At 64.6% G+C, this 19,896-nt stretch carries 21 protein-coding genes; 18 read left to right on the top strand and 3 right to left on the bottom strand.

Features of this window, described 5'->3' with window-relative positions:
* Nucleotides 1-29: 29 nt before the first annotated feature.
* The 3 genes from ACIHAO_RS21540 to ACIHAO_RS21530 all read left to right on the top strand — a co-directional run bounded on the left by ACIHAO_RS21540 (nucleotide 30) and on the right by ACIHAO_RS21530 (nucleotide 3,695).
* The gene (locus ACIHAO_RS21540; protein ID WP_396560381.1) at nucleotides 30-1,562 is read left to right on the top strand and encodes an LCP family protein; all 1,533 of its coding nucleotides are present in this window, start codon (nucleotides 30-32) and stop codon (nucleotides 1,560-1,562) included.
* Nucleotides 1,563-1,651: 89 nt separating this feature from the next.
* On the top strand, nucleotides 1,652-2,977 hold the full coding sequence (locus ACIHAO_RS21535; protein ID WP_396560379.1) for an LCP family protein: 1,326 nt from the start codon (nucleotides 1,652-1,654) through the stop codon (nucleotides 2,975-2,977).
* 10 nt (nucleotides 2,978-2,987) lie between these two features.
* Complete coding sequence (locus ACIHAO_RS21530) at nucleotides 2,988-3,695, top strand: TIGR03089 family protein (RefSeq protein ID WP_396560377.1); 708 nt, start codon at nucleotides 2,988-2,990, stop codon at nucleotides 3,693-3,695.
* A gap of 62 nt (nucleotides 3,696-3,757) precedes the next feature.
* Here ACIHAO_RS21530 and ACIHAO_RS21525 read toward each other — a convergent pair whose 3' ends face one another.
* Nucleotides 3,758-4,183: a DoxX family protein gene (locus ACIHAO_RS21525; protein ID WP_125789921.1), complete on the bottom strand. Its 426-nt coding sequence runs from the start codon at nucleotides 4,181-4,183 to the stop codon at nucleotides 3,758-3,760.
* A 184-nt stretch (nucleotides 4,184-4,367) separates the two neighbouring features.
* Between ACIHAO_RS21525 and ACIHAO_RS21520 the strand changes: the two genes are divergently transcribed.
* Nucleotides 4,368-4,820 carry a hypothetical protein gene (locus ACIHAO_RS21520; protein ID WP_396560374.1) on the top strand — a complete coding sequence of 151 codons (453 nt, stop codon included), beginning with the start codon at nucleotides 4,368-4,370 and terminating at the stop codon, nucleotides 4,818-4,820.
* Here ACIHAO_RS21520 and ACIHAO_RS21515 read toward each other — a convergent pair.
* The gene (locus tag ACIHAO_RS21515; RefSeq protein ID WP_125789919.1) at nucleotides 4,768-5,196 is read right to left on the bottom strand and encodes a hypothetical protein; all 429 of its coding nucleotides are present in this window, start codon (nucleotides 5,194-5,196) and stop codon (nucleotides 4,768-4,770) included. The two genes, ACIHAO_RS21520 and ACIHAO_RS21515, sit on opposite strands and share 53 nt — an antisense overlap.
* Nucleotides 5,197-6,407: 1,211 nt before the next feature.
* On the opposite strand from ACIHAO_RS21515, the gene ACIHAO_RS21510 reads away from it, so the two are divergent.
* From ACIHAO_RS21510 to ACIHAO_RS21445, 14 genes are all read left to right on the top strand, one after another.
* Nucleotides 6,408-8,492, top strand: coding sequence for an SIR2 family protein (locus ACIHAO_RS21510; RefSeq protein WP_396560552.1), 2,085 nt, complete (start codon nucleotides 6,408-6,410; stop codon nucleotides 8,490-8,492).
* A gap of 84 nt (nucleotides 8,493-8,576) precedes the next feature.
* Complete coding sequence (locus ACIHAO_RS21505) at nucleotides 8,577-9,815, top strand: helix-turn-helix domain-containing protein (RefSeq protein ID WP_396560372.1); 1,239 nt, start codon at nucleotides 8,577-8,579, stop codon at nucleotides 9,813-9,815.
* 5 nt (nucleotides 9,816-9,820) lie between these two features.
* Complete coding sequence (locus ACIHAO_RS21500; protein ID WP_396560370.1) at nucleotides 9,821-10,381, top strand: flavoprotein; 561 nt, start codon at nucleotides 9,821-9,823, stop codon at nucleotides 10,379-10,381.
* Between the two features lie 18 nt (nucleotides 10,382-10,399).
* Complete coding sequence (locus ACIHAO_RS21495) at nucleotides 10,400-10,723, top strand: hypothetical protein (protein ID WP_396560368.1); 324 nt, start codon at nucleotides 10,400-10,402, stop codon at nucleotides 10,721-10,723.
* Between the two features lie 177 nt (nucleotides 10,724-10,900).
* Nucleotides 10,901-11,197 carry a hypothetical protein gene (locus tag ACIHAO_RS21490; protein WP_396560366.1) on the top strand — a complete coding sequence of 99 codons (297 nt, stop codon included), beginning with the start codon at nucleotides 10,901-10,903 and terminating at the stop codon, nucleotides 11,195-11,197.
* Between the two features lie 23 nt (nucleotides 11,198-11,220).
* Nucleotides 11,221-11,682 carry a hypothetical protein gene (locus ACIHAO_RS21485; RefSeq protein ID WP_396560364.1) on the top strand — a complete coding sequence of 154 codons (462 nt, stop codon included), beginning with the start codon at nucleotides 11,221-11,223 and terminating at the stop codon, nucleotides 11,680-11,682.
* A 267-nt stretch (nucleotides 11,683-11,949) separates the two neighbouring features.
* Nucleotides 11,950-12,234 carry a hypothetical protein gene (locus ACIHAO_RS21480; protein ID WP_396560362.1) on the top strand — a complete coding sequence of 95 codons (285 nt, stop codon included), beginning with the start codon at nucleotides 11,950-11,952 and terminating at the stop codon, nucleotides 12,232-12,234.
* The gene (locus tag ACIHAO_RS21475) at nucleotides 12,212-12,466 is read left to right on the top strand and encodes an AMED_5909 family protein (RefSeq protein WP_350578795.1); all 255 of its coding nucleotides are present in this window, start codon (nucleotides 12,212-12,214) and stop codon (nucleotides 12,464-12,466) included. Before ACIHAO_RS21480 ends, ACIHAO_RS21475 begins: the two co-directional genes overlap by 23 nt.
* Before the next feature lie 307 nt (nucleotides 12,467-12,773).
* Nucleotides 12,774-14,342: an FtsK/SpoIIIE domain-containing protein gene (locus ACIHAO_RS21470; protein ID WP_396560360.1), complete on the top strand. Its 1,569-nt coding sequence runs from the start codon at nucleotides 12,774-12,776 to the stop codon at nucleotides 14,340-14,342.
* Complete coding sequence (locus ACIHAO_RS21465) at nucleotides 14,339-14,725, top strand: hypothetical protein (protein WP_396560358.1); 387 nt, start codon at nucleotides 14,339-14,341, stop codon at nucleotides 14,723-14,725. Before ACIHAO_RS21470 ends, ACIHAO_RS21465 begins: the two co-directional genes overlap by 4 nt.
* On the top strand, nucleotides 14,725-16,344 hold the full coding sequence (locus tag ACIHAO_RS21460) for a replication initiator (RefSeq protein WP_396560356.1): 1,620 nt from the start codon (nucleotides 14,725-14,727) through the stop codon (nucleotides 16,342-16,344). The genes ACIHAO_RS21465 and ACIHAO_RS21460 overlap by 1 nt, the downstream gene beginning before the upstream one ends.
* An 11-nt stretch (nucleotides 16,345-16,355) precedes the next feature.
* Nucleotides 16,356-16,547 carry an AlpA family transcriptional regulator gene (locus ACIHAO_RS21455; protein ID WP_125789909.1) on the top strand — a complete coding sequence of 64 codons (192 nt, stop codon included), beginning with the start codon at nucleotides 16,356-16,358 and terminating at the stop codon, nucleotides 16,545-16,547.
* On the top strand, nucleotides 16,547-17,797 hold the full coding sequence (locus ACIHAO_RS21450; protein ID WP_396560354.1) for a tyrosine-type recombinase/integrase: 1,251 nt from the start codon (nucleotides 16,547-16,549) through the stop codon (nucleotides 17,795-17,797). Before ACIHAO_RS21455 ends, ACIHAO_RS21450 begins: the two co-directional genes overlap by 1 nt.
* Nucleotides 17,798-17,887: 90 nt before the next feature.
* Nucleotides 17,888-18,487: a hypothetical protein gene (locus ACIHAO_RS21445; RefSeq protein ID WP_396560352.1), complete on the top strand. Its 600-nt coding sequence runs from the start codon at nucleotides 17,888-17,890 to the stop codon at nucleotides 18,485-18,487.
* A 147-nt stretch (nucleotides 18,488-18,634) separates the two neighbouring features.
* Here the strand turns inward: ACIHAO_RS21445 and ACIHAO_RS21440 are convergent, their stop codons facing one another.
* Nucleotides 18,635-19,807 carry an acyl-CoA dehydrogenase family protein gene (locus tag ACIHAO_RS21440; protein ID WP_396560350.1) on the bottom strand — a complete coding sequence of 391 codons (1,173 nt, stop codon included), beginning with the start codon at nucleotides 19,805-19,807 and terminating at the stop codon, nucleotides 18,635-18,637.
* Nucleotides 19,808-19,896 lie beyond the last annotated feature (89 nt).

The following is a 19,896-nucleotide window of genomic DNA, read 5'->3' as shown; positions in this document are numbered from 1 at the left end:
GCCCTGGGGAGATTCGTGGAGGACCGCACGTGACCGAGTGGCCCGGGCCACCCATTCCGGCGCGCCGTGGCGGCGGTGTCGTGGTGTTCGCCCGCCGTGGGGTGAAGGTCGTGTTCAGCCTGGTCTCGATCACGATCCTGGCGCTCACCTGGTGGGGCTGGCAGTTCATCGGCGACCCGTCGAAGGGCTTCGCGACCACGAACATCTTCGAGGACAACGGTCACCCACCCGCGAAACCGCTGGACGGCGCGATCGACATCCTGCTCGTCGGCCAGGACAGCCGCACCGACGCGCAGGGAAATCCGCTGCCGCGCGAGGTCCTCGACATGCTGCACGCCGGTGTTTCCGACGGCGAGCGCCAGACCGACACGATGATCCTGGTGCACATCCCCCAGAACGGTAAGAAGGCGGTCGCGATCTCCTTCCCCCGCGACTCGTGGGTCGAGATCACCGGCGGTTTCGGCAAGCACAAACTCAACAGCGCGTACGTGTACGCCTACAACGACACGTCGAAGACGCTGCAGCAGCAGGGCAACTCCAACCTCAAGGACGTCGACGCCAAGGCCAAGGACGCCGGCCGCAAGAACCTGATCGCGACGCTGGAGCAGTTCATCGGCAAACCGAAGATGATCGACCGGTACGCCGAGGTGAACCTGTCGAGCTTCTACGAGATCACCAAGGCCATCGGCGGCGTCGAGGTCTGCCTCAACAACGCGGTCAAGGAGAAGAAGTCCGGCGTGGACCTGCCCGCCGGGAAGTCGACCGTCGAAGGCGTGCAAGCGCTCGCGTTCGTCCGCCAGCGCTACGACCTGCAGAACGGCGACCTCGACCGGATCGCCCGGCAGCAGGCCTTCCTGTCAGGCCTGGCGAACAAGGTGCTCTCGTCCGACGTCCTGATCAACCCGGCGAAGATCGCGGACCTGATCGAAGCGGTGAAGAAGTCGGTCGTGCTGTCGGCCGGCTGGGATCTGCCGGAGTTCGCCGCCCAGATGCGCGGGCTGACCAGCGGAAACGTCGAGTTCCACACGATCCCGACGCAGGGCGACGCGACCATCGGCGGCGCCGCCGTGCTCCGGGTGGACCCGGCGCAGGTGCAGGCCGAAATCAGCCGCCTCACCGCCGACGGCGAGACGGCACCCACCTCGGCCCAGCCCACCCTGCCGGGCGCGGAGGCGGTGACCGTCGAACTCTTCGACGGATCCGGCTCCCCCACGGCGGCCACCGAGACCCGGAACCTCTTGCAGGGCAAGGGTTTCAAACTCGCTCCCGACACCAAGCTCAGCACCCGCAACTCGACGGTCATCCGGCACGCGCCGGGCGACGAAGCCGCGCTGGCCCTGATCAAGCAGGTCTTCGGCACCGCGGTGGCGGCCGAAGCGGACCGCGACGTCGCACCCGGCAAGGTGCGGGTGCTGCTCGGCAAGGACTTCAAGGGCGCGACCGTGACCACCACCCCGTCGAAGACGTCGACTCCCTCGAAGCCGGCTCAGCCGCCCTCCAGCGCTCCTCCGGCGCCCTCCACGAAGCCGATCGTCGCGGGCAATGTGCCCTGCGTCAATTAATGTCCGGGTACTGAGCGTGGCCGACCTCACCGTGGCCTAGCCTTCTCCTACGATCGGACAAACGGCAGCGCCAGGGGAGGTGAACAGGGATGGGTGACGAGGACAAGGGCGTCAACGAACGTTCTGAGCAGTTGGACGACGAAGAGCCGAAGTCCGAAGAGGACACCAAATCGGACACCGAGAGTGACGAGAAGCCCCGGTTCGTCCCGACGCCGTACCCCCGGAATCCGCCGCTCCCCCAGCCGTCCGCCCCGGCCGGAGACGAAGACGAACCGGTCTCGGGTGTGCTCGCCGTACCCGAGCGCCCGCTGCGCCGCGCCGGCCGGATCACCCGGCGGATCGCGCTCGGCCTCGTGTCGCTGCTCGCCCTCGGCACGACGGGTTACGCGTACGTCACCAAGGACCAGTTGCAGAACAACGTCCCCACGACGAACGCCCTGAGCAAGGCCGACGATCCCGCCGCACCGCCCGCCGACGACGGCGCGAACGACATCCTCCTCGTCGGCAGCGACGCGCGGACCGACGCGCAGGGCAATCCGCTGCCGCTCAGGGTGCTCAAGGAGTTGCGCACCGAGGAGAAGCCGGGCGTCAACACCGACACCATCATCATCCTGCGCATCCCGAAGAACGGCGGGAAGCCGTCCGGTGTCTCGATCCCGCGCGACACCTGGACCGACATCCCCGGCCGCGGTCTCGGCAAGATCAATTCAGCGTATGGCACCGCGAAGGCCGGCTACGCGAACGCGCACCGCGGCGAAGGCGATCAGGCGAAACTCGAACGCGATTCCGATCAGGAAGGCCGCAAGGCACTGGTCCAGACCGTTCAGGATCTGACGAAGATCCGCATCGACCACTACGCCGAGGTCAACCTGCTCGGGTTCTACCTGCTGACCGAGGCCCTGGGCGGCGTCAAGGTCTGCCTGAACCACTCCACCGAGGACAAGGACTCCGGCGCGGACTTCCGGCGCGGCGAACAGACCGTGTCGGGCGGCGAGGCGCTTTCGTTCGTGCGGCAGCGGAAGAACCTCCCGCGCGGCGATCTCGACCGCATCGTGCGGCAGCAGACGTTCCTGTCCTCGGCACTGAACCAGGTGCTCTCGGCAGGCACGCTGACCAGCCCGTCGACGATGGCGGGCCTGATGGACGTCGTGCGCCGGTCGATCGTCCTGGACGAAGGGCTGGACCTGCTGGAGTTCGCGCAGCAGGCGAAGGGGATCGCGTCCGGCGACCTGACGTTCACGACCATCCCGGTGGTGAACATCAACGGCCGCAGCGCGGACGGTCAGAGCATCGTCGAGATCGACCCCGCCGCCGTGCGGACCTTCGTATCCGGCCTGGTGGGCCGGGGCGGTGGCGGCGGGGCCCCCGGCGCGGCTCCGCTGCTCGCCGCGTCGAGTGTTCCCTGCGTGAACTAGCGTTGGGGGCGTGAGCCTCACCGAACTGCTGCTGCGACCCCTGCTCGGGTCGCCCGCGAAACCGCTGATCACGCACTACGACGACAAGCAGGGCAGCCGGGTCGAACTGTCCGTGGCGACCACGGTGAACTGGGCGGCCAAAACGGCGAACTGGCTGGTCGACGAGTTCGACGTCGAACCGGGAGACGAGGTCGCCGTCGTGCTGCCGTCGCACTGGCAGACCGCCGGCGTGCTGCTGGGCGCCTGGTGGTGCGGCGCCAGGGTGGTGACGGAGACCGCGGGCGCGCGGGTGGCGTTCGTCGCGCCGGGCGGCGCTTCCGACGCGGCCGCGACGGCCGTCGTCTCGCTGCACCCGATGGGCCTCGGGCTGCCTGCCGGTTCCGTACCCGACGGGGCGTTGGACTACCTGACCGAAGCCAGGCTTTCGGGTGACCAGTTCAGCCCGCTGTTCCCCGTGCCCGGTGACACTCCCGCACTGGGTTCGTCCACTGTGGACGAGGTCCTCACCGAAGCTCGTTCCCGCGCTTCGGCGGCGAGCCTGTCCGCGACGGACCGCGTTCTGTCCACTGTGGAATGGGCTGGCGAGGAAGGGATTCTGTCGGGGTTCCTGACGCCGCTCGCGGCCGGCGCGCATTTGGTCCAGGTCACCGACGCGGATCCGGCCAAACTCGCTTCCCGGCGCGAAGCCGAGCGGACTACCGCGGATCTCCCCTCCTGACGTGAAATGAAGGGGCCTTTCATTGCAAAATTTGCAATGAAAGGCCCCTTCATTTCAATGGGTCAGGCGTCCTGGAGCTGCTTCGCCTCACGCTTGCGCCCGAAGAGCACGTGGTCGAGCGACAGCTTGCCGGCGTTGAAGCCGAGCGCGAGCCCGGCGACCGCCAGGACGAGGACGAGTTCGTAACCGCCCTGGCCGGTGAGGCCGTTGTCGAGGTGCACCGAGAGCAGGGCGCCGACGGAGACCACGACGAAGCCGAGGCCCACCAGCGGCGTCAGGAAACCGACGATGAACAAGATCGCGCCCACGATCTCCACCGCGATCGCGAAGATCGCCGCGAGCGTCGGCAGCGGGATTCCGGTCTGCTCGAAGAACTTCGCGGTGCCGTCGATCCCGTTTTCCCACTTCTGCAGGCCGTGTGCGAGGAAGACCACACCGACACCGATCCGGCCGAGCAGGAGGGCGACATCCTTGAAACGAGCGAACATCGGGTATCAGCTTTCTGGTCGGTGAATATTCAACTTACCCGGATCACGGTAGGGCACCGGACGCTTCCGATGGCACCTCCGGAGCGTGATCGACAGGTACCCGACAGGAAGCGGACCCGGTCGGCGGCATGTCCTCTGTGGAAGGTCGCGGACGTTATCTCCCCCGTACGGCAGAATCCCCTCCGTGACGGACGAACGGCTGACCGGCCTGTGGTCGGACGAGATCCTGCATCCGGGCAGCGTCGAAACCGTCGACCTGATGTTCCGCCGCGACGGCTCCGGATGGCTCTACTGGGCGAGCTGGAGCACCGAGTTCGCGGTGTCGCGCTTCACTTGGTCGACGCCGGGCGAACTGGTCTTGAAGTTCCATCGCACCCTCGGGGGCACGTGGTCGATCGACAGCGATGTCACTCGGCACGACGTCGAGTCCGACGAGAAGGAAGAGTCGGTGTTCGAGACCGGCTACGAGATCGTGCCCGGCGAGGACCCGTACGGCACCGCGGTGACCCTGCTCTCGCTGGACCTCCCGTTGACCGAGCACCTCGCGGGCTCGCGGTTCGCGTGGGTCGAGAAACCGGAAACGCTCAGCGATCCGTCCGCCGATGCTCCGCGGCCAGACCCGTCCAGCCCCCGCTGACGGCCAGCACCTCCAGCACCCGCTCGGCCTGTTCGGCGAAGCCGGCCAGGTCGGCGTGCAGCAACGCTATCCGCTCGGCGTCGAGCGGGACCTCGTCGTCGGCCCACAGCTCGATCACCGTGCTCACGGTCCACACGAGGAACTGGATGATCCGGATGAACTCCTCCGACGGCTCGTCGACGGCCTCGCGGTACCCCGTCTCGATGTCGTCGCAGGCCGCGACCAGCTCACGCAGCGGCTTGACGACGTCGGCCGCCGTCCCGTCCCACGCGGCCGACGGCCACGTGCGATCCCCGAGTTCGAGCCACAACCGCCAGCCGGCGATCAGCTCGGCCTCGTCGTGCGGTGTCCACGACACCGGAGCGAACCAGAACATCCTTCGAGAGTGACACCGTGCGGCCATGATCGCCGTACTTCCGTGAAGCATCTCACCGAGGGCCGATCTCACCTGCGCATTTCGTCACCTGAATGCGAACCCCGAAGCGCGTGAAGGCCCCCTTTCCTCGACTGAGCCGAGGAAAGGGGGCCTTCACGCGGGAATGACTCAGCCCTTGAGCAGGGCGCGTGCCATGACCATGCGCTGGATCTGGTTGGTGCCTTCGTAGATCTGGGTGATCTCTCGGCCGGTTTCGGCCTTCCTGGCGATCTTGCTTGAAAATGGCGTCTGAGCTGCTTAAACGTCTCTCGGCAGTTCTCGGTGGATCTTGGCCCTACCTGACGTCTGACGGCCTGTAGACGGCCTGGCGAAACCCTGCCCACACCTCCCCCTTCATCCCGATACGAAGCCAGCACGCGGCCGGTGGCATCGGGTCAAGGCACGCTTTCCAGCCTTGACGCGGTGCTACCGGCCGTTGTCACGATCAGGCATCGGGGTGAATGGGAACCCCCGACTCGGCGTAACAGGTGGCGATACATCGACGACCGGTATGTCACGACGCTCGTTGAGGAGGGCCGACTTGGCTACTGGGACATACGCGCCGCCGCTGGGTGGCGCTGCGCAAGGTGACCCACTGGCGGCCGCGTCGCCCGGCCGGTGGGCGAAGCGGAGCGGCAGCCCGCCGTGTCGGGAACCGGCGCGGCCGCCCAGGCGAGGGGCTACCTACGCGCCCGGCGCGCCGCCCGGCGGCAACGCGCCCTTGATCCCATAGAGCCAAGTTCGGCAAACTAACTCAAAGAATAGCCGGTGTTTAGATGATTGACCTTGACTCAGTCGTGAGTTCGCTAAAACCAGAGCAGACCGTCATACTGCTAGGCGCTGGGGCGTCAATGGGGTCAGGTGCGCCATCGGGTCCAGTTCTGGCCCGGCAACTTGCAGCAAAACTTAAGCCAGTTCCTGAAGGCGAAGACCTTTCTGAAATAGCCGGGATTTTCGAGCATCGAAAAGGTCGACGCGAACTGGTCACTTCTTTACGTTCCATCCTGGGATCACTGAACCCTACCGGCGGCATTCTTGCCCTTCCCGCCTTCAACTGGCGGGCCATATACACTACAAATTTCGACCAACTCGTTGAGGCTTCATATAAGTCGGCGGCACGCGACCTTGACGTTGTCCGGTCTAACTTTGACTTCTCCCGGGGGCAGTCTTAGATCACCCAACTCTACAAGATCCATGGCTGCATAAGCCAGGACGTTGCATTCGGAGATCATTCCCGAATGATATTGACCGAGGCAGACTACGACGAGTACGAACAGTATCGCCAGTCGCTTTTCAATAGTTTGCGTGCAGGCATGTTCGCCGCAGACACTCTAATCATCGGTCAATCACTTAAGGATGCACACCTACGCGACCTTGCAAAATACGTTGCTGGCCTTCGAGAGCAGGGTGTCAGCAGCAAGGTTTACTTGATGTCTTACGAAGACGACCCGGATCGCGCTCAACTACTTGAGAGACGAGGAATTCTCGTCTTTCATGCGACTCTCGACGAGTTAATGCACAAGCTCAGCCTTGCCGGACTCGAATCGCGAGAGTCGTCGATATACACAACTCAGACACCTTCAGCCAGCCGACTAAAGCCAAGCTTGGCTGCAACAACGACAGATGTTAGTCATGCACTCAGCCTAGGAGCTGACGCCACCCGTCTCTATAACGGCGCACCCGCGTCGTATGGAGATATCCGTCGCGGATACACGATAAACCGATGGCTCGAAGTGCGGCTGCGGGAAATTCAGGAGAGCTCACGGGGTATATTTACGATCTTAGCGGGCGCTGGGGGTGTAGGAAAGACCTCCCTCGCACGCGCTTTGCTTTTGCGTAAGATCGACGAAGGACATCTATGCTGGGAGCACCAGAACTCATTCCCGCTTGACTGGCAGGGATGGCTAGAGGTTGAGGCTCAGTTGCGAGCCGAAGACAAGGTCGGCTATCTGATGATTGACGACTGCGCCAATCATCTATCGTTAGTCAATCGACTGGCCGATGCACTCGGGCGTCTTGAATCACCGGCATTGAGACTCCTGCTAACCGTCAACTTCGGCCAATGGAAGACTCGGGCCAAGTCGTCTTACTTCTTCACGCGCGGCTCCGTGGAGCATCTACAGTTACTAACAGAAGCAGATATTGACGAATTAGTGAACTTGCTGGACCGTCAGCCAGATATTCGCAGCTTGGTCGAGGAGGGATTCCTGCAACTCGGCCGACAGGAGAAGATTCAAAGACTACGAGATAGATGCAGCGCAGATATGTTTGTATGCCTTAAGAATATTTTTCACAGCGAGCGCCTGGACAATATCCTACTTCAAGAGTACGCCGGCCTTGATGTCGCCTCCCAAGACGTATACAGACATGTTGCTGCAATTCAAGCAATGGGTGGAAAGGTCCACCGTCAGCTGATATTGCGCCTACTTAGCGTAGAAGCTGGCGCACTCGAATCAATGCTAGTTCAGATGGCGGATGTTGTAAGCGAGTACGATATTAAGCCACATGAGGGCATCTACGGATGGGCAACCAGGCACGATGTTATCGCTCACGTAATCGCGACTTACAAGTTTGCCGATCAAAATGAACTCTATGGACTTCTTTCAAGAATAATAGAAGGCCTGAATCCTACGCATTACCTTGAACGGGAAACTGCGCGAGCGATGGCGTCGGATGACATGGGAATAGCAAGACTGTCCTCTCACGAAGAGCAAGTTACTCTACTGAGTCGGCTCATCAAGGTAGTCCCTGCGGAACGAACTCCTCGACGAAGACTGGTAAAACTCTTTCTTCAAAGGGGTGAGCTCATACTCGCAGACCAGGCAATCGCCGCATCTCAGCGCGAAATTGGAAAAGATAACATTATTGATAGATATCGTGCAATATCTGCCATGCAGCGAGCCGAAAATACAGAAGGATTGCTCGACGAAGACCGAGTGGCAATGCTCCTGGAAGCCGAGCGGATTGCGCTTCAATGCGTCAAAGACAAAGTAGATGACCGATATAATTATCGCATTCTTGCAGATATCGGAGCTGCGCTGATGTGGAGGTCAGGTAACGACCGCGCTTTGGTCAACGCCATAGACCTATTTCGACAAGCTGAGGATGCGATGGCAGACCCGGATTTCAACCGCGAGCGGCGGTCATGGGAGGTTCGCCTTAACAGGCTGCGCATAGATGTCGCAGATGTATCAGTTGCCAACGTCTCCGTAAACGGCGTCGACGAAGGAGCGCTGACAGACAGCGGTAGCTGGTAGAGATCAGTTCTTGAAAAGACGTTCCTGCGTTAAGGATAGCTGTCGAGTTCCTCCTGAAGGCATGCTGGCTGTTAGCCTGGAGGCATGCGTGGTGCGGGTGATCAGCTCAGCATCGGGGAGCGTATTGCCTTCTACCGGCGGCGGCGTGGTCTGTCGCAGGCGGTCCTTGCTGATCTGGTGGGTCGTACTGAGGACTGGCTGAGCAAGATCGAGCGCGGGGAACGTGAGATCCGGCGCTTGGACGTGCTGGCTGACGTTGCGCGGGGCCTGCGGGTGACGCTGGGAGATCTCCTCGGCGAACCGGTGCTGATGGAGGATGAGGACAAGAACGACGACGTCCCGGCCATCCGTGACGCGCTCATGGCTCCCCGGCGGTTGTCCCGCACGCTGTTCTCTTCGGCTATGTCGCCGGAGTACATCGACCCGGCGCCGGTGGCTCAGTTGGTGGAAGGTGCCTGGTCCAGCTATCAGAAGGGCGACCTCGGCCGTGTCGTCGCTGCGCTGCCGGGTCTGATCAAGACCAGTCAGGGCATGGAGTCCGCCTCGGCCGATGACGCGGCCTACCGGCGGGCCTGTGCGGCGGTGTCGGCACGCGTCCACCATTTGGCCGCGACGACGCTGAGCAAGATCGGTGAAGCCGACCTCGCGTGGATCGCGGCAGAGCGCGCCATGCAAGCGGCCGACGAGGCAGACGACCCGCTCGTCCTAGCCTCCGCTGCTCGTTCTGGCACTCATGCGCTCCTGGCGGTTGGCCGGTTCGACGACGCGCTTGAGTTGGGCGATGTGGCCGCGAAGTGGCTGGTCCCGAGGATGCGCGACGGTGACCCGGCGGCACTGAGCCTCTACGGGATGCTTTACCTGCGGACGGCCGTCGCCGCTGCCCGGCAACAGGACCGGTCGACAGCGAACGAGCTGCTGTCTCACGCGGGTCGTGCGGCTGAACAGCTCGGTGTGGATGCCAACCATTGGCAGACCGGGTTCGGCCCGGCCAATGTCGAGCTGCACCGTCTGTCGGCGGCGCTGGATCTGGGCGACATTTCGCAGGTGATCGAGTCGGCTCCGAGGATCAGCGTCGACCACTTGCCGGTGGAGCGGCAGGTCACGCACCTGATTGACTTCGCGCGGGCGTTGAGCCTGGTCGCGAAGGATGATGAGGCGTTGTCGGCGTTGCTGACGGCTGAGCAGAAGGCGCCGGGGATCGTCCGGCACAGTACGGCGGTGCGGGAGGTCGTGCGGTCGATGTATCGCCGTGCCCCGGCGACGGCTGGTAAGAAGTCCTCGCCGTTGTTGGCGTTGGCTGAGCGCTGCGGCGCGGTGAGGTAGGTCGGGTGGCGTCGCGTGTTCTGGGCCTGGTGGGCTCGGGTGCTGGTGGTGTTGAGGACCTTCTTCCGCGCGTGATCCGGCCCGCGCAGGCGGACGGCTGGACGGTCGCGGTGACCTTGACGCCGACGGCGGGGCGCTGGCTGGACGAGAACGGCGGCCGCGCCGAGATCGAGGAGGCCACTGGGTTCCCGGTCCGGGTTGAGCCGCGCTCGCCGGCCGAATCCAGCCCGCATCCGGCGCCGGATTGCTACCTGGTCGCGCCCGCTTCGGCGAACATGGTCGCCAAGCTCGCGATGGGCATCGCCGACAATCAAGCCCTGACGCAGGTCAACGAGGCTATCGGCACGCTCAACCTGCCGGTCGTCGTCTTTCCGCGCGTGAACGCCGCGCACGCTCGTCACCCGTCCTGGGAAACCCACATCGACGCGCTGCGGCGTGCTGGCGTGCGTCTCGTGTACGGGGACGACGTGTGGCCGCTGCATGAACCGCGGAGCGCTCCGGGGCGAGAGCTGCCCTGGTCAGCCGTACTTTCCGCGGTGAACGCAGCGGTCCCGTCGCCGGGCTAGCTCGGTAAGATCGACGGTGTGACAGCTGCATCTGGGGAACGGCCGAAACCTATCGATCAGTGTCAGGACGTTCAAGAAATCCTCGACCAGATCCGGCTGCGGCCGGGGATGTGGCTGCGGCAGCGGTCTTTGCGGGACTTGGAGAGCATCCTCTTCGGCTACGGCGTCGCCCTGGACGTTCACGGATTCGATGAGACGTTCGCGATGGGGGCTGTCGGTCCGTTCGCCCAATGGATCGAGGCTCGCTTTGGCTGGTCGATGTCTGCTGGTTGGGCGGTTGCCATTGAGGCGCATGCCGACGGTGAGGAACCTCTGAAGGTGTTCTTTCGCCTCCTCGACTAGTACCGAGTCTCCTGAACCCGGCCACGTCACGCCAGGTGGGCCGTCATTTCTGAGGGCACTCTCCCCCGCTAGTACCTACCCGGACAGTTTGTCCGGGGTGAGGCTCCTCACTTGGTGTCTCCTGTGTCCAGCGCGCCCGACCGGGCTCGCCGAGACCGAGACATCGGGAGAGCACACATGGGCATTCACGTGGTGATTCAGCCCCTCGTCGGCTACGGCGCGGCGGTGGTTTCACCCTCTCCTGGCGTCCGCCAGCTCGTCGCCGGAAGCGAAGAGACCTCCTTCATCGTCCAGGTGCCCGCCCGTATCGGCGGCCTGATGGACACCGCACGGTTCGCGCAGAGTCTCGCGGCCGCTGCCAGCGAGTTCAGCGAATGGTGCGAAACCCAGCACCGCACGCGCTCGCATTCCTCCTCCTTCCATGACCAATGGTCCGACGATGCCGACGACGCCGTCACGCGCAAGAACGACTGATCACACGCACCTAGGAGCAAAAAATGGCTATCTACAAGGGTTTCCGGTTCCCCATCGATTTCGACGACGCTTTCGGCCAGGGCTTGGTGATGGTCGGTGAGGTATCGCCGGACAACGAGTACCAGTCGCGTGAGGACCGTGCTGCGGGTCGTCCGGCCCGTCAGCGGGTCGACGAGGTGACGGGCAAGCGTCAGTGGAAGGTCACGGTGACCGACCCGGACGAGGTCAAGGCGAAGCGCGCGTCGTTCGAGATCACGTTGCTGGCCGATGTGCAGCCAGTACCGACGACATCGGAGGTGCTGCCGGGTATGCGGCCGATCGAACTGGAGGGCCTGACGGCTGAGCCGAAGGTGGCCGGTCAGGGCGAGTTCAAATACCAGTCCTACACGTTCCGCGCGACCGGCTTCAAGGCTGCGGCTTCGGGTGGGGCATCGAAGTCGTCGCGGACCTCGGGCGCTGCCGAGTCAACGCCCAAGGCTGCGTGATGCCGGGCGAGGTGCCGGGGAGCCACCGTGTCGCCGTGGTTCCTCCGCACCTGGTCCAGGCGTGGGAGATGGCCTACCACCACTACAGCGCTCTGAGGACACACGCGGTCGACCCCGTGGCGGCACACGACCTGGCCGTTGCTTCCCTCGCGGTGGCGTCGGCCTGGCGAGACCTCTTGGCGGAAGGCCAGTTGCCGTGGTGGGTGCTCGCGGCCGTGACAGCGGCGGCTGAGGGATTCGAGGAGAACGCGCGGTCGTGGGAGATCCGTGCTCACAGTGAGGAGGGACGAGGCCGTGGCGTTCAACGCGATGTGGAAGCCGGGGCCGCAGGCGGTCGCGGGGATGCAGGGGTTTGGTTCGGCGAACCCGGCCCTGGTGATCTACCTCGACCCGGACAGCCTGGCGATCCTGCCGCCGTCCGATCCGGCCGCGTGGCCGGAGTTCATCCGGCTCCTTCGCCAAATCCGCGACAGCGCGGACGAACTGGCCGTGTTCCTCGGGAAGCACGCGACAGCCGAGGAGGTGCACGGTGACGACACCGGGCCGGAATGAGCCACAGACGCTGAGGGACGCGCACGCAGTTGCCTCAGCTCATCGTCCGAAGCCGGGATCGAACCTGACGACCTGGCTGAAGTTCCATCAGGCCAACGCGCGCATGTATCGCGCCGTGTCCGATGTGGACCGGGCACACCACCACGAACTCCGCTACTGGGTGGGATACGAGGAACGCAAGGCGGAGGAGGTGGCCGCGAAGATCCAAGAAGGGAAGTCGCAAGCCAGCTGAAAACTGAATGACAGAGCGAAAAACGCACGCGAGGCCGTGCGGCGTACAAACACGTCCTCAAACGCTTTTCTTGTCCTGTAAGGCGCAGAAGCGGAACCGGCTACCAACCTTGCCGCTCCTGCGCTGTCCACAACCTCTGGAAGTGAACAATGACAACGCTAAACGATGGCAACAAGCGTCCGCTAGACGGGGTCACCCGAACGCGCTGCGCACTCTGTAAGCGGTTCGCGAAGCTGCTGCCCGGCGAGAAGGAATGTGCTCCCTGTCGGGGAATGCTTCCGCTGGATCTGACCGGCGGTGGTCGCCGATGAACGCGAGCGGGATCGGTGTCCTTCTCATCGGCGGCGGAGTGCTGGGTGTGGTGGTGTGGCTGCTGCACAAGATCGGTCGTGCGCTCGCCACGATCTTGGAAGTCCTGGCGGCGGCCGCGCTGGTGTTCATCGCCCTCTGGTGGCTGCTGAAAGCGTTGCTGTGGCTGGGAAAGCAAGTCGTCACGCGCTGGCGGACCAGTCTTACCGTGGTGGCACTCGTGGTGTGGTGGCAGTGGCTTGGGTGGCTGTCCCTGGCGATCGTGACAGGCTCCGTCGTCACCGTGCTGGTGTCGTGGCGGCTGATCGATGTGGTGTCCTTTGACCAGCACTGCGGGCGGTTCCTGCGGTCCTGGTGGATGCGCTGGGTGGTCTACGCGCGCAAGCTTCCGGCTTGGCTGCACGCCTGCGGGCTGAGCATCCGGGACGAGGCGCTGCCGGTGGAAGTGACGGTGAACCTGGTCGGCCGTCGCCGTTTGCTCTCCCGCAAGGCCGCTTCGGCGTCTCGCGCTGTGCAGGTGCCGAAGGTGCTCAAGGTTCGGTCTGGGCCGTCGTGGGATGAAGTGCGGGTGCAGCTCGTTCCGGGGCAGAAGCCCGAGGACTTCGACGAGGCCGCGCGGGCTCTGGCGGTGGCGCGGAAGGTCAAGCGGTGTCAGGTACGGGAACTGGAGCCCAACGTTGTCTCCATCGACTTCCAGCGCCGTGACCTACTCAAATCCGCCGTGACCTCCCTGCCGGTTCCTGACCTGGTGTCCCCCGATGGGCTCGGCGTGGACCTGCGGCATGTGTGGTCCGGGACCACGGAGTACGGCTCGGACTGGCGGGTTCCGCTGGTCGGCTCGGGCGCGCACTGCCTGACCGCTGGCGCGACCGGATCGGGCAAGAACTCGGTCATGTGGTGCCCGCTCGTGTCGGCCGCACCCGCGATCCGGTCCGGTGTGGTCCGGGTGTCCGGTATCGATCCCAAGGGGATGGAACTCGCCTACGGGCGCGGGATCTTTGCCCGGTACGCGGTGACCGGTAAGCAGGCGCTCGAAGTCCTCGACGGCCTGCTTGAGGAGATGGAAGCCCGCAAGCACGAGTTCGCCGGACGCGTGCGCATGATCCCGATCAGCGTCGAGCATCCGCTTGAAGTTCTGGAGTTCGACGAGATCGGCGCGCTGACCAAGTACACCGACCGCAAGACCCGTGACGCGATCGTGGAGAAGGTCGCGCTCCTCACCACGCAGGGCCGGGCCTTGGGGATCACGGTGCGCGGCTACGTCCAGGAACCCACAAAGGACACCGTCCCGGTTCGTGAACTGTTCCCGCGCCGTGTCTGTCTGCGGGTGACCTCTAAGACCCACGTCGGGATGGTCCTCGGCGACGGCGCGTACGAACGGGGCGCGTGGGCTAACCGGATCGGTGATTCCGAAGCCGGTGTCGGCTACGTCTGGGGCGAAGGCGTCCGCGAACCCCTGCGCGTCCGGGCCGGATGGGTTGCCGACGAGGAGATCAAGGCGCTGGAGAACTACGTGACCAACTGTGGCTCTCACGTAGTTGGACTCTCCGAGGGGAGGGCGGCATGAACCAGCTGATGGTCTTCCTCGACGCGATCCGCGACCACCTGGACTCGTTCGCCCTGCCTCCGGCTGCGTCCGTGCGGGTCGGGGTGGGTCCTGATCCGATCACGGTGCAGCTCGACTCCCGTCGGCTTGAGGACGTCGCGCGTGGCCTGCTCGCCTGGGCTGACTCCCTGGAGGACGTGACGGCGTCGCTGTGGCGTCCGGAAGGCGGTGCCTCGGTGCACCTGGAACTCAGCGGCCGGACCCCCTGCGGCATCCCGGTGTTGGTCTACGGCGGCGTCTGGTTCGACGAAGCCACGTTCCCGGACCTGCCTGCGGGGATGCGGCAGGAGATGCCGGTGTTCGTGCTGCGGCAGTGGAGCACACCTGGAGAGGTGGCCGCCTGATGAGCGCCAAGGAATCCGCGGTGACTATGCCGGCCAACTCGCGGGCGGCTCGGATGCGTGAGCCCCTGGCGTCGGACGTGGTGAAGGCGACCGCTGAGAAGCACGGTGTCTGTGTCCGGCCGTTCACGATGGAGGTCGGCGACACCGATACCGGCGAACTTCGCTACGTCCCTGTGCCGTGTGGCTCGACGGTCGAATCGGTCTGCCTGCCCTGTGCCCGCAAGGCGAAAGCGCTGCGGCAAGTTCAGTGCCGCGAGGGCTGGCACATGGAGACCGAACCGGACTTCACCCCAGAGCAACCGTCCGAGACTCAGACGGAGCTACTGGCGTTCCGGGCCGACCTCGTCGCCGCCTACCGGCAAGAGACGAACCAGGCCGAAGCCGACGAGCTGCGGGAGGAGATCCAAGGAGTCGACGAAGAACTTCGGCAACTCGGGATGCGTGGCCGTCTCCCCTCGATTGACCTGCCCACGAAGAAGGCGGTGAAGCGGTCGACGAAGCGGCGGCAGGATGCGCCGAACCTGCCTCGCCGGAAGGTCGCCAAGAGCACTGTGGGCCGTGAGTACGCGGGACGGTTCCGGCCGTCGATGTTCGTCACGCTCACCTGCGACACCTACGGCCCGGTCCGCTCCGATGGTGCCCCTGTCGACCCGTCGACCTATAACTACCGGCGGGCCGCTCGGGACGCGGTGCACTTCTCCGCGCTGGTGGACCGGTGGTGGCAGAACCTTCGCCGCGTGGTCGGCTGGGACGCGCAGTATTTCGCGACCGTGGAGCCGCAACGGCGGGCTGCTCCGCACCTGCACGCGGCTATCCGGGGATCGGTGCCGCACGACGTGATCCGGCAGGTCACCGAAGCGACCTATCACCAGGTCTGGTGGCCCAACCACGACGAAGTGGTCTACGTCGACCGGATGCCGCTCTGGGACGGCGACCGCCGAGTGTTCGTTGATCCGGACACCCGCGAGCCGCTGACCGAGTGGGACGACGCGGTAGAGGCCGTGGAAGACCCGGCGCACGTGGTCACCTTCGGCCGTCAGGTCCACTCCAAGGGCATCCTCGGCGGAACGGAGGAAGCCGGGCGGCACATCGGCTACCTGACCAAGTACCTCACCAAGTCCACGGGTGAAGTGGTCGAAGCCGACACCGCGCGACAGAAGGATCACCACGACCGGTTGCACGCGGAACTGTCGGTGACGCCCTGCTCGCCCCGGTGCGCGGTGTGGCTGCTCTACGGCATCAACCCCAAGGGAGCCAACGGAAAGACCACTCCGGGGCACTGCAAGGGACGGGCTCATCGGCGGACCACTCTCGGCCTTCCGGGGCGTCGCGTGCTGGTCTCCCGAAAGTGGTCAGGAAAGACGCTCGTCGACCACAAGGCCGATCGGAAAGCCTTCGTGATCGAAGCGCTGGCGGCGGTCGGGATCGAGAAACCGGCACCAGATCCGGCACGACTGGTCTGGCGCAAGGTCGACTCCGGCGACCCGTCCGTACCACCACGAGACCACCTGGTGATGCACGCCATCTCCGAACGCATCACGTGGAAAGCCGAGTACGACAGAGCGCTGCTCGCCGCACAGGGGCCACCAAATCTTTCGGCAACTCCACTAGCAGCCTGAGGGGGGACGACATGGACAACGTGAGCAATGTGGACCGGCTCTGGTCGGTCGAAGACGTCTCGGCCTACCTCGGCGTACCGGTCAAGACGCTCTACCAGTGGAAGTGGCTCGGTGAAGGCCCACCGGTCCGCAAGATCGGGCGTCACCTCCGATATGACCCGACCAAGGTCCGCGCCTGGAGCACAGACGAGGCGGCGGCCTGATGGGACACATTCAAGATCGCTGGTACCGCCCCGCCCGTGACGAGGAGACCGGAAAGGTCATCCTCAACGGGCGGGGCAAGCCCGTGCTCGAAAAGACCGAACTGTACGGCATCGGCATGCGGTACAAGGTCCGCTACCTCGACCCCGACAACGAAGAGCGCTCGAAGTCGTTCCCAGACAAGCAAAAGAAGCGCGCCGAGAACTTCCTCATCGGCGTGGAGGCAGACAAGCGCGAAGACAAGTACATCGATCCGCGGGCGTCCTTGAAGGTCTTTCGTAAGCAGGGTGAGAACTGGCTTAAAGCCACGTCACCCGACCCGGCCACCCGCGAGATTCTGCGTAGCCGTCTGGAGAGTCAGATCTACCCGACCTTCGGGCACCTGAAGTTCGGCCAAATCAAGCCGTCCACCATCCGTAACTGGGTGGGCGACATGGACGAACGGGGGCTGTCCACGAACTATCAGGTCGTCCTGTTCACCATCGTGGCCGGCGTGCTGGACTCGGCGGTGGACGACAGGCTGATTCGAGAGAACCCCTGTCATGCCAAGACGGTTCGTCGACCTGTTGGCGAAAGCCCGCCGGTGGTCGTCTGGCCAGAGGAGCGAGTGCACAAGGTGCGGAAAGGGCTCGCCGAGCGGTTCCGAATCGCTGTCCCGCTGGGCTCTGGGCTGGGTCTGCGGCAAGGAGAGATCCTTGGGTTCTCGCCGGACGACGTCGACCGGGACGCGATGGTCGTCCGCATTCAGCGGCAGATCAAGACCGTCAAGGGCGTGATGATGTTCGCGCCACCCAAGGGCGGGAAGACGCGAACTGTGCCGCTCTCCCCCGCCATGCTCGCCGAGATCGACGACCACGAGGACCGATTCCCGTCCGTCGCGATCACGCTTCCCTGGCGGAAGCCAGACGGCGAACCTGTGACGGTCCGGCTCCTGATGACGGGAGAAGACGGGCGGCTCTACACCGGAGACCTGTTCACCAAGGTGGTCTGGCAGGCCGCGTTCAGGGCGGCTGAGATCGCCTACCGTGGCCGGGCGGACGGCATGCACGCGCTGCGGCACTTCTTCGCTTCGACGCTGCTGTCTCGCGCGGTGTCGATCAAGGAACTCGCCGAGTACCTCGGGCACTCCGATGCCGGGTTCACCCTGCGGACGTACACGCACCTCGTCCCGTCGAGCCACGAGCGGGCTCGGCAGGCCATCGACGCGGTGTTCGGGCGGCCTGGTGCCCATGACGGCCTGGAGGCGGCATGACCACGAACCGCCGGAACAGCCCGTCAGCTATGCCATCGGACCAGGCTGCACCTATAGAAACATTCCGCACCATCAGCACGACTACTCGTCATGCGCAAACGGGTGCTTGTGATCGGCGGAGTTGTGGCCGCCTTCCCGGTCGCTGTCGCGGCCTGGGGATGGCTTGCCAACATGGGCAGTTCTTGGTGGGCCACCGCCGGGCAATGGGTCGGCGGTGTGGGGTCCATTGCCGCAGCCGGTGCAGCGCTTTGGATCGCCGCTCACAGTTGGTCACTGTCAGAGAAGGAGCGGCAGGAGAGCCAGCGCGATCAAGCTCGGCTAGTGAAGATTTCCTACGTGCCCACTGCTGGTTTGCACGGCGCAGTACAGGTCGAGAACCGGAATGCAGCGCACATAAACGACATACGCCTGGTCAGCCTGACCGTTGGCGAACACTACTCGCCTGGCAAGTGGTTCATCGGCAGTCCGCTGGACCAGGAATCACGCGATGAACTTCCGTACCAGGCGGCCCGCGATCTCGGAGGTCGCGGAGTACGAAGCATCGGAGTCTTCTACCTCGATGTCTATGGGACAGTGTCCGTCGCCGAGGAACCGCCAACGCCCACCGTCACGTACACCGATGGCTTGGGAAGAGCCTGGTCTCGCACCGGTTCCGACGAGCCGGTGCCCTATACGGACGTCACGCAGTGAATCGGACTTGGCAACCACGGCTTTCCGGCCAGCTTCCAACAGTGAGGCGATCGACGCGGTGTTCGGGCGGCCTGGTGCCCATGACGGCCTGGAGGCGGCCTGATCATGAGCAGCCAAAGCCGCCCGAACTACCGGATCAAGATCAAATCAGCCCTTGAGCAGGGCGCGCGCCATGACCATGCGCTGGATCTGGTTGGTGCCTTCGTAGATCTGGGTGATCTTCGCGTCGCGCATCATGCGCTCCACCGGGAAGTCGCGGGTGTAGCCCGCGCCGCCGAAGAGCTGCACGGCGTCCGTCGTCACCGACATCGCGATGTCCGACGCGTACGCCTTCGCGGCCGCGGCCATGTAGCCGCCGCGCTTGTCGCCGCGTTCGGTCGCCGCGGCGGAGGCGTAGACGAGGTTCCGGGCGGCTTCGATCTTGATGCCCATGTCGGCCAGCATGAACTGGACGCCCTGGAACTCCGAGATCGACTTGCCGAACTGCTTGCGCTCTTTGACGTACGCGATCGACGCGTCGAGTGCGCCCTGCGCGATGCCCAGCGCCTGCGCGCCGATGGTCGGGCGGGTGTGGTCGAGCGTGCGCAGCGCGGTCTTCAGGCCGGTGCCGGGCTCGCCGATGATGCGGTCGGCCGGGATGGTGCAGGTCTCGAAGTGGATCTCGCGAGTCGGCGAGCCCTTGATGCCGAGCTTCCGCTCCTTCGAGCCGACGGTGAAGCCGGGGTCGTCCTTGTGCACGACGAACGCGGAGATGCCGTTGGCCTTCTTCTCGGCGTCGGGGTCGGTCACCGCCATCACGGTGTACCAGGACGATTCACCCGCGTTGGTGATCCAGCACTTGGTGCCGTTGAGCACCCAGTGGTCGCCGTCGAGCTTCGCGCGGGTGCGCATCGACGCGGTGTCCGAGCCGGCTTCGCGCTCCGAAAGCGCGTACGACGCCGACGCCTCGCCGGAGGCGATCGAGGGCAGTACCAGCTTCTTGAGGTCTTCCGACGCCGAAAGGATGATCGGCACCGTGCCCAGCTTGTTCACCGCCGGGATGAGCGACGCCGACGCGTCGACACGCGCGACCTCTTCGATCACGATGCAGGCGGCGATGGCGTCCGCACCCTGGCCGTCGTACGCCTCGTCGATGTGCACGGCGTTGAAACCCGACTTGACCAGGGCGCGGTACGCCTCGATCGGGTAGCGCTCGTCCTCGTCGACCTCGGCCGCGTACGGCTCGATTTCCTTCTCCGCCAAGGCACGGACCGCGGCCCGCAGCTCTTCGTGCTCCTCGGCAAGCTGGTAAAGACCCGGGCCGTCAGACACCTTCGTCACCTCTTCTAACGCGTATGAGAGTTCGACCGATGTTAGCGCTCGTTCACATCGTGCGACATCGCGAGCGCTTGTGTCTTTGACCGCAAAGT

Origin of the sequence: Amycolatopsis sp. NPDC052450 (assembly GCF_044547565.1) — a bacterium.
Classification (GTDB): Bacteria; Actinomycetota; Actinomycetes; order Mycobacteriales; family Pseudonocardiaceae; genus Amycolatopsis.
Note: the sequence above shows the minus strand (reverse complement) of the source record. Positions and strands in the feature narration are given on the sequence as shown.